Genomic DNA, 13,940 nt, shown 5'->3' on the forward strand with positions numbered 1-13,940 from the left:
TTAGAATGGATTTTATTGCAGGAGAGGTATTATATTTTAACAAGCCGCTGACGTGGACTTCGTTCGATCTGGTGAACAAGTTCCGCTATAAATTATCGCGGAAGCTGAAAGTAAAAAAAATAAAAGTCGGACATGCCGGAACACTTGATCCGCTGGCTACCGGAGTGATGATCGTTTGTACCGGCAGGGCAACCAAAAGGATCGACGAATTCCAGTATCAGACGAAAGAATATGTCGCTACCCTGAAGCTGGGAGAAACGACCCCTTCTTTTGACCTGGAAAAGGAGATAGACGCCGTATATCCGACGGAACATATAACCCGGGAGAGGGTGGAAGAGGTACTGAATTCGTTTGTAGGAACGATACAGCAGATTCCGCCGGTCTTTTCGGCCTGCAAAGTGGATGGGAAACGTGCCTATGAACTGGCGCGTAAAGGTGAAGAAGTGGAGTTGAAGTCGAAGACACTGGTGATCGATGAGATGGAGTTGCTGGAATGCAACCTGCCGGTCATTAAGATCCGTGTGGTGTGTAGTAAAGGTACTTATATCCGTGCTTTGGCGCGCGATATCGGTGTAGCCCTGAATTCGGGTGCCCATCTGATCGGATTGGAACGTACCCGGATCGGAGATATAACATTGGATAAGTGCATGAATCCGGAAGATATCGATGCTTTTCTGGATGAAGCGGTAGAAGAGGCTTGTCCCCGCACTTGATGCGAGGCCGCAAAGGAACAAGCGATATGGTCTGTTCCAATGCGATCCCGTGTCGGGCACGGGAATTAGTCTGATAAATGATAAGAATAAAAAGAAAATAAATAAAGTAACATTATGAAGCTATCTAAATTCAAATTTAACTTGCCGCAGGAACTGATCGCTCTTCATCCCGCAAAGAACAGGGATGAGTCCCGTTTGATGGTTGTACACCGCAACACCGGGGAGATCGAACACAAAATATTTAAAGACCTGTTGGAATATTTTGGAGAAAAAGATGTATTTATCTTCAACAACACAAAAGTTTTCCCAGCCCGTTTATATGGTAACAAAGAAAAGACCGGTGCACGTATTGAAGTGTTTTTGTTGCGTGAACTGAACGAAGATCTTCGTCTTTGGGACGTGTTGGTCGATCCGGCCCGTAAGATCCGTATCGGTAATAAACTTTATTTCGGAGAAGACGATTCGATGGTTGCCGAAGTGATTGACAATACAACCTCCCGTGGCCGTACTCTGCGTTTCTTGTATGACGGTAATCATGATGAATTTAAAAAAGCATTGTATGCGTTGGGTGAAACCCCGCTACCTAAATATATCGACCGTCCGGTGGAAGCCGATGATGAAGACCGCTACCAGAACATTTTCGCTACGGAAGAAGGTGCGGTGGTTGCTCCGGCAGCCGGTCTGCATTTCAGCCGCGAATTGATGAAACGTCTGGAGATTAAGGATTGCCGTTTTGCTTTCCTGACCGTTCATTCCGGATTAGGAAACTTCCGTGAAATCGACGTGGAAGATTTGACAAAGCATAAGATGGATTCCGAACAGATGGTCGTGAACGGAGATGTTGTGAGTATTGTGAACGAGGGTAAGGACGACGGTCGCCAGATCTGTGCTGTCGGAACTTCCGTGATGCGTGCGATTGAAACGGCAGTAAGTACCGACGGACATCTGAAAGAATTCGAAGGATGGACCAATAAGTTCATTTTCCCTCCTTACGATTTCAGTGTGGCTACCAGCATGATCACCAACTTCCATATGCCGCTGTCTACTCTTCTGATGATGACTGCTTCATTCGGAGGATACGATCTGATTATGGATGCCTATGAGGTAGCCCTGAAAGAAGGATACCGTTTCGGTGCTTATGGTGATGCAATGTTGATTATCTAAGACACGGTTTATGGCTATCGCATACCTGGCTTTAGGTACGAACATAGGGAATAAAAGACGGAATATGATAACGGCCGCAGCGCTGTTAGCTGAAAGGGTGGGAGACGTTCTCGCCCTTTCCGGTTTTTATGAAACCGAACCCTGGGGGTTTCAGTCCGAAAATACGTTCCTGAATGCAGCTTTACAGCTTGATACATCCCTGTCTCCGCTTGAACTTTTAAAAGCGACCCAGGAGATCGAGATAGAGATGGGGCGTACGCAGAAAAGTAACGGTGCCTATCATGACCGTATCATCGATATCGATATTCTGCTGTATGAAGACCTGGTCCTGCAAACTCCGGAGCTGACTTTGCCGCATCCGCTGATGCATGAGCGTCTGTTCGTGATGGAACCTTTGGCCGAAATTGCCCCGAATGTAATTCATCCCGTATTTAAAAAGCCTGTTATATCTCTGTTATAAAAGGCAACATTTTGTAACTTCGCACTGTTTTCACATAAATATAAAAGATAAAGCAATGAACGATATAGAAAAAATCCTGACCGGTGGAGGAATGGTTTTCAAGAAAAAAGCCAGCGACGAAAATACCGGCGACAAGAAAATCAAATATTCTGACTTTCTGAGAGGTACCCATAAATCAGGCTCTGCCAAAATGAAAGCCGAGTATAAGTACAAGAAAGCACTTCGGAATACCAAAAAGAAAAAATAATTTTCAATTTTCAATTTTGAATTGTCAATTATTCTTATCTTTGCATCCGAATTGATGTGGATAGATTTGTATTGCTTGCAACCACAGGAAAAAATGCTAAAAACAAGATACTTTTCTTAGCCGTTCGGCATATATGGTCCTTCCGTTATCAATTCATTATTAATTAATAACCCGTTGTTAATTGAACATCGTTCTTTAGTCCCTACTAATTTTCAATTTTCAATTTTCAATTTTCAATTAAAAAGTAATGAGTTATTTATTCACCTCCGAATCGGTGTCCGAAGGGCACCCCGATAAAGTAGCCGATCAGATATCGGATGCTTTGCTGGATGAGTTTCTTGCGTATGACAAGAGCTCGAAAGTTGCTTGCGAAACCCTTGTTACAACCGGACAGGTTGTCTTGGCTGGAGAAGTTAAATCAAGTGCTTATGTAGATGTGCAGGATGTTGCACGCAGCGTGATCGAAAAAATTGGTTACACCAAGAGTGAATACCAGTTTGAAGCAAAATCATGTGGCGTATTCTCTTCTATCCATGAACAGAGTGGCGATATCAATCGTGGTGTGGAACGCGAAGACCCTTATAACCAGGGTGCCGGCGACCAGGGTATGATGTTCGGCTATGCGACCAATGAAACAGAGAATTACATGCCTCTGGCTCTCGATCTCTCACACAGCCTGTTATGGGAACTGGCTAAGATCCGCAAGAACGAAAACGACCTGATGCCTTATCTCCGTCCGGATGCAAAGAGCCAGGTCACTATTGAATATGATGACAACGGCAAGCCGTTGCGCATCGATACGATCGTTGTATCGACTCAGCATGACGAGTTTATCGGTCCGAAAGGCATTAGCCAGGAAGAAGCCGATATCGCTATGCAGAAGAAGATTGCAGCCGATGTAAAGAGTATCCTGGTACCGCGCGTAAAAGCCCAGTATCCGGCTCATGTACAGGCTTTGTTCAATGATGATATCATTTACCATGTGAATCCGACCGGCAAGTTCGTGATCGGTGGCCCTCATGGTGATACCGGATTGACCGGACGTAAGATCATTGTGGATACATACGGTGGAAAAGGTGCTCACGGTGGTGGAGCATTCTCCGGTAAAGACCCTTCGAAGGTTGACCGTTCTGCCGCTTATGCTGCCCGTCATATCGCCAAAAACCTGGTGGCTGCCGGTGTGGCTGATGAAATGCTGGTACAGGTATCTTACGCAATCGGTGTCGCCAAACCGATGAACATCTTCGTGAATACCTTCGGCCGTGCAAATGTAAAAATGACAGACGGCGAAATCGCTGAAAAGATCTGGGATCTTTTCGATATGCGCCCGAAAGCCATTGAAGAACGCCTGAAACTGCGTAACCCGATCTATCTGGAAACAGCCTCTTACGGTCATATGGGACGTAAGCCGGAAACGGTTACCAAAACGTTTATATCCCGCTATAACCCACAGCCGACAGTCTGCGAAGTAGAGTTGTTTACCTGGGAAAAGTTGGATTATGTAGATAAAGTGAAAGAAGCATTCGGAATCTGATTTCTGAAGATATAAAATGTAAAACCGGTTATGGAACAATGCCATAACCGGTTTTTTTATATAGACCTTAAGTATTTTATCACTTACAGGATTTTTTAGAGTATATTTTCCTATATTTGGCGCCATAGAATTCCTAAATCTAAATCTTATGCGTAAAATTATTTCGTTTCTTTCGCTGGCCGTGATTATATTACTGGCGGCAGCATGTAAGGAGACCTCCCCGTTTAAGTACGAGTCAGTCCCTAACGATCCTATGAAAGCACGTATCTACACGTTGGACAACGGCTTGAAAGTCTATTTGACAGTGAACAAAGAGACACCGCGTATCCAGACTTATATCGCAGTCAAAGTTGGTGGAAAAAACGACCCGGCTGAAACAACCGGGTTAGCGCATTACTTTGAACATCTGATGTTTAAGGGTACACAAAAGTTTGGTACTCAGAATTATGAAATGGAAAAGCCGCTGCTCGATCAAATCGAACAACTGTTTGAAGTTTACCGGAAGACTACCGATGAGGCCGAAAGGAAAGAAATCTATCATCAGATCGACAGTATTTCGTATGAAGCGTCCAAATATGCTATTCCCAATGAGTACGATAAGCTGATGGCTGCTATCGGAGCCAATGGCACCAATGCTTATACGGGATTTGATATGACTGTCTATACGGAAGATATTCCTTCCAATCAGATCGACAACTGGGCTAAAATCCAGGCGGACCGCTTTGAAAACAATGTAATCCGTGGTTTCCATACGGAACTGGAAACCGTTTATGAAGAAAAGAACATGTCTTTAACCAGCGATGGTCGTAAAGTATATGAGGCCGTTTTGAGCGCTCTTTTCCCGGATCATCCTTATGGAACCCAGACAGTACTGGGTACTCAGGAAAACCTCAAGAATCCTTCGATTACCAATATAAAGAACTATCATAATACCTGGTATGTGCCGAATAATATGGCAATTTGTATGTCGGGCGACTTTGACCCGGATAAAACAATTGAGGTTATCAATAAATATTTCGGTCATCTGCAACCGAACCCGAATTTACCGAAGTTGCCGGTAACCCATGAATCACCTATCAAGGCTCCGGTTGTGAAAGAGGTATTAGGCGTGGATGCGGAAAATGTGACTTTGGGATGGCGTTTCCCGGGCGCATCGTCTCCGGAAGAAGATTTGCTGAACCTCACCGGCGAAATCGTAAATAACGGCAAAGCCGGTTTGCTGGATGTGGATCTGGTTCAACAGCAGAAAGTACTGAGTTGTTATGCAGGCACTTATGGTATGGCCGATTATAATGCATTTGTAATGAGTGGCCGTCCGAAACAAGGGCAAACGCTGGATGATGTGAAAAATCTTTTCCTTGCAGAGATAGAAAAACTGAAAAAGGGAGATTTCGATGAAGGTTTGCTGGAGGCTGCGATCAATAATTATAAACTGATGCAAATGTATCGCCTGGATAATAACAGCAGCCGGGCAGATATGTTTGTTTCTGCTTTTATAAATGGTGTTGACTGGAAAGACGAGGTAGCTCAGTTGGAGCGTTTAAGTAAAGTGACCAAACAACAGATCGTCGACTTTGCCAATAAGTATTTCGGAGATAATTATGCTTTGATCTACAAAAGAGAGGGCAAGGATCCGAATGAGAAGAAAATCGACAAACCTAAAATTACTCCTATCGTAATGAACCGCGACAGCTCAAGCGTGTTCCTTAAGGAAATACAGGCAGTAGAGGTCGCTCCGATAGAACCTGTATTTCTCGATTATGACAAGGATTTGCAGAAGCTGACAGCAAAGTCGGATATTCCTGTTCTTTACAAACAGAATATGACGAACGATGTTTTCTCTCTGATGTATGTCTTTGAGATGGGAACGAACAATGATAAGGCGATGGGTACGGCTTTCGAATATATGAAATATCTCGGTACTTCAAAGAAAAGCCTGAAAGAGATCAATGAAGAATTTTATCGTTTGGCATGCTACTTCAATGTTTTCCCGGGAGCGGATCGCACGTATGTCATGCTGGAAGGCCTGAAGGAAAATATGCCGAAAGCAATGGCTCTCTTTGAGGAGATTCTGGCTGATGCCCAAGTGGACAAGGATACTTACGGTAATCTGGCTGACGATATTCTGAAAAAACGGACGGATGCCAAATTGAACCAGGGACAGAATTTCAATAAACTGATTCAATATGCTATCTGGGGACCGCAATCTCCGGCTACACATGTCCTTTCTACAGCTGAATTACAACAGATGGATCCTCAGGAATTGGTCGACCGTATCCATAAGATAAATACCTATGAACATAAGATACTGTATTACGGGCCTGAAAAACCGCAGGCTTTACTGGATATCGTTAAACAGTATCATAATGTTCCGGAAAAACTTGTTCCTGTTCCGGCCGCTACAGAGTTCAAGCAACAGGAAACACCGAAAAATAAAGTTTTGCTGGCACAATATGATGCCAAACAGATTTATTTCTCAGCCGTATCCAACCGTGGCGAGAAATTCGATCCGTCGATCGAGCCGACATTGAACATGTACAATGAATATTTCGGTGGCGGAATGAATGCGATCGTATTTCAGGAAATGCGTGAAGCCCGCGGACTGGCTTATTCTGCAGGGGCATATCTTATCACTCCTTCGAAATTGAAATATCCGTATGTATACCGTACGTTTATTGCTACACAGAATGATAAAATGATCGACGCAATGAAAGCCTTTGATGATATTATCAACAATATGCCGGAGTCGGAAAAAGCGTTCAATCTGGCAAAAGAAGCTTTGATAACCCGTATGCGTACGGAACGTATCACAAAATCCGGAGTCTTATGGTCGTATCTGAATGCACAGGATTTGGGACTGAATACCGACAGCAGGAAGGAACTGTTTGAAAAAGTACCTTCCATGACCCTTGCCGATATCAAAGCCTTCCAGGAGAAATGGGTGAAAGGACGTACCTATACCTATTGTGTACTGGGAGATGAAAAGGATCTGGATCTGAAGTCTTTGGAACAGTACGGACCGGTAACGAAACTGAGTAAAGAAGATATATTTGGATATTGAGAATTGAAAATTAGAAATTAAAAAGACGGTTGTTAAATCAAATGAGTATTTAACAACCGTCTTTCTTTTCCAATCAAGTAATTTTCAATTCTCAAATTCCATCATCCTGATGCATCTCCACCTCCTTGACTTTCCGGAACAGGTCGGATGCGAAGATGAAGTCGTTGAGGGCTTTGTTGTTGGAGGTGATGACCTGGTCTTTTGTTCCCTGCCATTCTTTAACACCTTCTTTGATGAAGATGATGTTTTCCCCGATATTCATTACGGAGTTCATGTCATGGGTGTTGATAACCGTGGTCATCTTATATTCCGTTGTAATATCGTGGATCAGGTCGTCTATCAGCAGGGACGTTTTAGGGTCCAGTCCGGAGTTGGGTTCGTCGCAAAAAAGATATTTAGGGTTCAATGCGATCGCACGGGCAATAGCGGCACGTTTCATCATACCACCGCTGATCTCTGACGGATACAGATGTTCCGCTTCCGAAAGATTCACGCGTTCCAGGCAGAACATGGCTCTTTTTTCTCTTTCTTTATAAGAATCATTAGAGAACATATTGAGCGGGAACATCACATTTTCAAGAACCGTCATGCTGTCGAACAAGGCAGACCCCTGGAACAGCATGCCCATTTCCCTGCGAAGCATGTTCAATTCCAGTTTATCCATGGAGGTAAGGTCGCGCCCGTCATACAGGATCTCACCCGAATCCGGTTTCATCAGGCCGATGATATTTTTGATCAGGACCGTTTTCCCGGAACCGCTTCGTCCGATGATCAGATTGGTCTTCCCTGTTTCAAAAACGGCGCTGATATCATTCAGCACTGTGCGGCCTTCAAATGATTTCGTTATGTTTTTTACTTCTATCATTTCTTACGTAAGCATTAAATGGGTCATTATTACGTCTGCCAGCAGGATCATGATACTGCTCATTACAACAGCATTCGTACTCGCTTTACCGACTTCGAGTGCCCCTCCTTTCACATAATAACCGAAATAAGCGGCTATCGATGAGATTATAAAGGCGTAAACGACAGATTTTATAATAGAATACCAGATATAGAATTCATTGAAATAAAACTGCAACCCGTATTCGAAAGAGGCCGGCGTCATACCTGTTCCTGTCGAATGGCTGGCGGCTATACCTCCCATAATTCCTGTAAACATACTGAAAATAACCAGTACCGGAATAAAGATCATCAGTCCGGCAATTTTCGGCATAATCAGGAAGTTTGCCGAATTGACTCCCATGATCTCCATCGCATCGATCTGCTCCGTTACACGCATGGTTCCTATTTCGGAGGCAATGTTGCTACCTACTTTACCAGCAAGGATCAGTGCCATGATGGAGGATGAAAACTCCAGCAGGATAATTTCGCGGGTCGTATACCCGATCGTAAATTTAGGGATCAGCGGTGAACTGATATTCAATGATATCTGGATGGCGATAACCGTACCGATAAATACCGAAATGATAACCACGATCCAGAGAGAGTCGACACCCAGCTTATATATCTCTTTTATCAATTGTTTGAAGAACATGCTCCATCTGTCAGGTATTGATATGGATTTCCCCATCAACATGACATATTCTCCCATTCTATGTAACGCTTTATTCATTATTTTCTTGATTACTTATCTGTTCCAGTCTGCAAATATAACTGAAATATGTCAACTACTGTTCACTGTTTATGATTTGTTTTCACGTCAGGTACCGTGTCCCTTCGTCCATACTAGCCTGGATCGGGTAGGAGAGGATGAAGCTGTTACTCTGGAAATACTTGTTCAGATAGCCGGGGATACGTGGCATTACGGGGTCGTAGGAATAGCCTTCTTTCCGGCTGAAGATCACCCACATGCTGTCGTCCGCTTTCACATCCCGGAACACGATCAGGAAATCATCCCAGTCGCTGAAGTTTACATATGATATTTCTCCCGCTCTTTTGGCGAAGAGTTTTTTGATGGCTTTCAGCGTATCCTCCGAACCGTAGAACACGACTTTTGCCCCGGTATTCTGCAACACGTTCCATACCCGGTTCATGACCGGTATGAAGCCGATTTCTTTTTCCGCCCGGTCCGGCAGGATAATCAGGTGGCGTTTGATAGTGGCCAGCGGTTGTACCGGTTTGTAGATGAAGGTCGTTACGCTGCTGTGCTGTAATACGTTTTCAACAATATTTCCCAGGAATGCTGCCGGTATGTCCTTTTCCTTATGCAATCCGAGGACCAGGTCGGTTATCTCCCGTTCCTTCACGACGCTGGTAATGGCGTTGGAGATGCTCAGGTCGTAGCGGAGCAAACCTTTCAGCCGGGTGTCGGTGGCCGCGGCGGTATCGACGGCGGTCTGTAATACCCGTTTGGAGGACTTCAGCGTCTTGTCGTCCGAATTCTGGTTGTCTATCACTTTGAGGGCATATAACCCGCTGGTATTCGTTTTTGATTTTATGGCAAGGCTGAGGTTGACCAGTTCTTCAACCGTTTCCTCATTGCTGACGGGGATCAGGATATGTTCGTCCTTCGTATCTTTGTCTTCTGTCTCCTCACCGGATTCCTTCATCGCTATATTATGCGCTCCTTTCTGGGCGGAGAAGGAGGCGATGGCGCAGGTCACCAGGATCATCAGGATCGTACCGTTCAGTACGCTTTCATTCAGGAGCCGTATGGGAGCACCGTTGGCGTCGGTTCCCAGGATCACGTTATACCCGACCATGACGGCTGCCAGTGTAGCTGCCGCCTGGGCGTTGCTCAGTCCGAAAATAACACTCCGCTGGTCGACCGACAGGCGGAAGGTCTTTTGTGTCAGCCAGGCTGCCGCATATTTTGCCGCCGTAGCCACGATGATCATAACCATACCGACCTTGATCGTTTCGAAGCTGGTAAAGAAAGCCCGGTAATCGATCAGCATCCCCACACTCAGCAAGAAGAAGGGGATAAAGATCGCGTTCCCGACAAACTCTACACGGTTCATCAGCGGCGAACTCTGCGGGATCAGCCTGTTCAGGGCCAGTCCGGCAAGGAAAGAGCCGATGATCGCTTCCATCCCCGCTAACTGGGCAAGGAATGCACCGAAGAACACCATCGACAGCACGAATATATATTGCGAAATATTATCGTGTACCCGTTTGAAGAACCATCGTCCGATAAAGGGAAACACCAGTAACACAATCAAGGCAAAAATAACGATGGAAACGCCCAGGCGTATCCAGAAAGCGTTGTCGGCATTTCCTGTCGCCATCCCGACAATAATTGTCAGCACCAGTAAAGCCAGCGTATCCGTGATCATGGTCCCGCCGACGGTAATGCTGACAGCATTGTTTTTGCTGATCCCCAGCTTGCTGATGATCGGATAAGCGATCAGTGTATGGGATGCGAACATACTGGCGAGCAGTACGGACGTCTCCATGCTGAAATCAAGCACCCATAATCCAACGACCGTCCCCAGTATCATAGGGATCAGGAACGTATACATCCCGAATACAAGACTTTTCCCGCTATTCTTCTTAAAATCCCCCATGTCTATTTCCAGCCCGGCCAGGAACATGATATAAAGTAACCCTGCCGTCCCCGAAAGAATGATACTGCTGTCGCGCAGGACAAGGTTAAAACCGTTCGGCCCGATAATGGCTCCGGCAATGATCAGTCCCAGCAGGTGCGGAACCCTGAGTTTATTCAACAGGAGCGGGGCGGCCAGGATGATCAGCAGTATCAGTAAGAACTTCAATACCGGATCAGCCAGCGGGAGGGTGAAATCTATGTTTGAGAGTAATATCATATCTATAAATATTTACATATCTTGCATTGATAATCCTTTTATATCCAGCGTATAATGTGCCAACTGTTTTTTTATTGTTGCAACCTTTTCGTATAGACGGGCTATATTTACCTTGTGAAAATTTCGTTTGACTTCTGCTATTAACGCCTTGTTCTCGAATCGGTTGAGGGCGATAAGGTCTATTTCATTCTCACCTTTGTTGTCCCAGTAATTTCCGATATCCGTGATGTCTTCACTTTCAGCTATCATATCCCTGAAATAGCGTTCCAGGATGCGCCCGCTGTATTGTTCGTAATTTTTTAAGATGAATTGTTCCAGCATATTGTTTTTTCCCAGTTCAATCATTGACAGATTCGGGAATATGAAACGGAACCAGAACATCAGGTAATTATCATTCAGGCACCAGCGACTGTTGCGGCTTTCCGGTTTTGAAAACATCGGTTTGTTTCTGTTGATCAGGGAATATTCTTTTTCGAGATTAGCCAGATAGGCGCCCGTATTTTTTCCAATGATCGAATCTATTTCACTTTGGCTGGTCTTTCCGGAAGCTATTAATTGTAAAATGGAAAAATAAGTAGCATATTCGCGTCCGAACTCTGATATCAGCAAATCACGTCCTTCCGATAAAAAAGGAGAATCCGGTCGAATGGTATAGCGGATCATTTGATTGAAAGTGACAGCTCCGGCTTCCATTAGTAAAGCTACATATTTAGCAACACCGCCTGTTATAAGATAAAAGGCCAGAAGATCTTCCGGGGTATATTTCGGGTTATAGTCTTTCAAAATTTCTTTAATTGTTGAAACGCTGAAAGGCTTTAAAATGATTTTTGAAGTAAGGCGCCCGAATAGAGGTTCTTTGTTATTTTCAAAAATTTTTTTCATCATGGAATATATCGAACCGCAAGCGATAAAATTTATTTTTGCCTGCTCCTTGTATCTATCCCAGATATTTTGAATATCACTGAAAATGGAACTGTTAATATTGTCAAACTCCTGAAATTCATCGATGATCAGTGTGAAATGTGTTTGAGTGGCATATATCATCAGTTGTTCGAATAAAATACGAAACTCAGTCACATTTCCGAAAATCTCCAGTTCCAGACTGTCTTTTATTTCCTGCTGGAATTGTTCACACAGAAGGACTTCGCTTTTACGTGAAACAAAGAGATAGAGAAACTTTTCACCTTTCATGCTCTCGAGCAATAAAGAGGTTTTACCGATGCGCCTGCGTCCCACCATCACCGTGAAACAAGCAGTGTTTCGTGATTGTTTATTGATATCCCGGAGTAAATCCAACTCTTGTGTACGATCGTAAAACTTCATGACTTTACTGTTTTAATGGTCATTAATTTAATGGCTGTTACATTAATGACTATTACAAAGGTAACTATTGTTCTTTTATAATGCAAATGAAAACCATTATTAATGGTTGATGAAATTATTCGATTTGAATAATTCGAATTAAATAATTATATTTGCTGAAAAGATCGAGTATATGGCAAAAGTTATAAATCCCTTTATCGTAACCGGTAAAATTGAACCGGAATATTTTTGTGATCGTATACAGGAATCGGCTCGCCTGATAAAGTCTGTCACGAACGGAAACAATATGGTTATTATATCTCCCCGCCGTATGGGTAAAACGGGACTGATTCAATTCTGTTATGAGAAGCCGGAGATCAGGGAGGAATATTACACTTTTTTCATTGATATTCTGCATACATCGGGGCTACGTGAATTTACTTATTTGTTAGGGCGTGAGATTTACGAAACCTTGTTGCCCCGCAGCCGGAAAATGACAAACCTTTTCATTCAAACCCTGAAATCCATCAGTGGAAAATTTGGATTTGATCCGCTTTCCGGTACACCGACATTTAATATAGAGTTAGGTGATATAGATCGTCCCGAGTATACGTTGGATGAGATTTTTCGTTATCTGGAAGCGGCTGACAAACCCTGTATCGTGGCGATCGACGAGTTTCAGCAGATCGCCAAATATCCGGAAAAGAATATTGAAGCCTTGTTGCGTACTCACATTCAGAAAATAAGGAATAGCCATTTCATTTTTGCCGGTAGCGAACGGCATATGATGCAAGAGATGTTCCTGTCTGCCGCCCGCCCTTTTTATCATAGTGCGGATATGCTTGAGTTGACCGCAATTGCTCCGGATATATATATCCCGTTCATTGTCGGACATTTCCTGAAGCGGAACCGCCAAATCGAGGTTGCAGATGTAGAACGGGTTTATACCCTGTTTAAAGGGCATACGTTCTACATTCAGAAAACTTTTAACGAAGCTTTTGCCGATACCCCGGAAGGGGAAATATGTACACTGGAAATGATACGGGCAGCTATCAACAACATGATTGCGGCGAATGATACGATTTTCCGTGAAATATTATCAAATATCCCTGAAAAACAGAAAGAATTACTCTATGCTATTGCCAAAGACGGCGAAGCAGAGCGTATTACATCCGGATCGTTTATAAAACGACATAGCCTGACATCTGCAAGTTCAGTACAGTCAGCCGTAAAAAAACTGCTGGAAAAAGATATTATTACTGAAATCAATAAAGTGTTTTCCGTGACCGATAAGCTGTTTTCCATGTGGATAAATCAAATTTACGGTAATAAATCCATTTTTTTATAGGCGAAACTTAGTATTTCAAAAAGGTGCACAAAAACAACGCGACCATACTAAAAATCAAATAGTTATAAAACATATTTTTTAGCGAGGTAGGGAAAGAAAATATGTACAAATGTACGGCACTTAGAGATAAATGCCGTATATTTGTACTGGGTCACTCTGGCACCAGAAGCAATTCTTCTATTATTCATAATGACCTTATTTTATCGTTTATGACGCAATATTGCAGAGTTATGTTGAGGTTGTTAGTTACTGTTCTTTCAGCTTTTCCCTGAAATACATCTCCAATGTCATACCCGACAGTTTGCGTTGCTTCTTTAGAAAGGATCGGTAAAATTTCATATTAC

11 protein-coding genes are annotated in these 13,940 nt (G+C 43.6%); 7 read left to right on the forward strand and 4 right to left on the reverse strand.

Annotated features, from left to right (window positions below; all coding sequences use genetic code 11):
* The first annotated feature begins 5 nt into the window (after positions 1 to 5).
* The 6 genes from truB to HMPREF1535_RS12480 all read left to right on the forward strand — a co-directional run bounded on the left by truB (position 6) and on the right by HMPREF1535_RS12480 (position 7,179).
* Positions 6 to 713 carry a tRNA pseudouridine(55) synthase TruB gene (truB, locus tag HMPREF1535_RS12455; protein ID WP_010800579.1) on the forward strand — a complete coding sequence of 236 codons (708 nt, stop codon included), beginning with the start codon at positions 6 to 8 and terminating at the stop codon, positions 711 to 713.
* Between the two features lie 114 nt (positions 714 to 827).
* Positions 828 to 1,877 carry a tRNA preQ1(34) S-adenosylmethionine ribosyltransferase-isomerase QueA gene (queA, locus tag HMPREF1535_RS12460; RefSeq protein WP_046146292.1) on the forward strand — a complete coding sequence of 350 codons (1,050 nt, stop codon included), beginning with the start codon at positions 828 to 830 and terminating at the stop codon, positions 1,875 to 1,877.
* A 10-nt stretch (positions 1,878 to 1,887) separates the two neighbouring features.
* Complete coding sequence (gene folK / locus HMPREF1535_RS12465) at positions 1,888 to 2,337, forward strand: 2-amino-4-hydroxy-6-hydroxymethyldihydropteridine diphosphokinase (protein WP_046146293.1); 450 nt, start codon at positions 1,888 to 1,890, stop codon at positions 2,335 to 2,337.
* Positions 2,338 to 2,392: 55 nt separating this feature from the next.
* Entirely contained in the window at positions 2,393 to 2,584 is a 192-nt protein-coding gene (locus tag HMPREF1535_RS12470) for a hypothetical protein (RefSeq protein WP_009859618.1), read from the forward strand.
* Positions 2,585 to 2,831: 247 nt separating this feature from the next.
* Positions 2,832 to 4,118, forward strand: a complete 1,287-nt coding sequence (gene metK / locus HMPREF1535_RS12475; protein ID WP_009859617.1) for a methionine adenosyltransferase — start codon at positions 2,832 to 2,834, stop codon at positions 4,116 to 4,118.
* A gap of 148 nt (positions 4,119 to 4,266) precedes the next feature.
* A complete protein-coding gene (locus tag HMPREF1535_RS12480; protein WP_046146294.1) occupies positions 4,267 to 7,179 on the forward strand; it encodes a M16 family metallopeptidase in 2,913 nt (970 codons plus the stop codon).
* Positions 7,180 to 7,270: 91 nt separating this feature from the next.
* Here the strand turns inward: HMPREF1535_RS12480 and HMPREF1535_RS12485 are convergent, their stop codons facing one another.
* From HMPREF1535_RS12485 to HMPREF1535_RS12500, 4 genes are all read right to left on the reverse strand, one after another.
* On the reverse strand, positions 7,271 to 8,044 hold the full coding sequence (locus HMPREF1535_RS12485; protein ID WP_009859610.1) for an ABC transporter ATP-binding protein: 774 nt from the start codon (positions 8,042 to 8,044) through the stop codon (positions 7,271 to 7,273).
* Between the two features lie 3 nt (positions 8,045 to 8,047).
* The gene (locus HMPREF1535_RS12490; RefSeq protein ID WP_044215279.1) at positions 8,048 to 8,794 is read right to left on the reverse strand and encodes an MlaE family ABC transporter permease; all 747 of its coding nucleotides are present in this window, start codon (positions 8,792 to 8,794) and stop codon (positions 8,048 to 8,050) included.
* An 82-nt stretch (positions 8,795 to 8,876) separates the two neighbouring features.
* Positions 8,877 to 10,946, reverse strand: a complete 2,070-nt coding sequence (locus HMPREF1535_RS12495) for a cation:proton antiporter (protein ID WP_010800571.1) — start codon at positions 10,944 to 10,946, stop codon at positions 8,877 to 8,879.
* Between the two features lie 12 nt (positions 10,947 to 10,958).
* Positions 10,959 to 12,269, reverse strand: a complete 1,311-nt coding sequence (locus tag HMPREF1535_RS12500; protein WP_009859607.1) for an ATP-binding protein — start codon at positions 12,267 to 12,269, stop codon at positions 10,959 to 10,961.
* Positions 12,270 to 12,441: 172 nt separating this feature from the next.
* Between HMPREF1535_RS12500 and HMPREF1535_RS12505 the strand changes: the two genes are divergently transcribed.
* A complete protein-coding gene (locus tag HMPREF1535_RS12505) occupies positions 12,442 to 13,596 on the forward strand; it encodes an AAA family ATPase (RefSeq protein ID WP_046146295.1) in 1,155 nt (384 codons plus the stop codon).
* Positions 13,597 to 13,940: the final 344 nt, after the last annotated feature.

It is taken from the genome of Parabacteroides goldsteinii DSM 19448 = WAL 12034 (assembly GCF_000969835.1).
Classification (GTDB): Bacteria; Bacteroidota; Bacteroidia; order Bacteroidales; family Tannerellaceae; genus Parabacteroides; species Parabacteroides goldsteinii.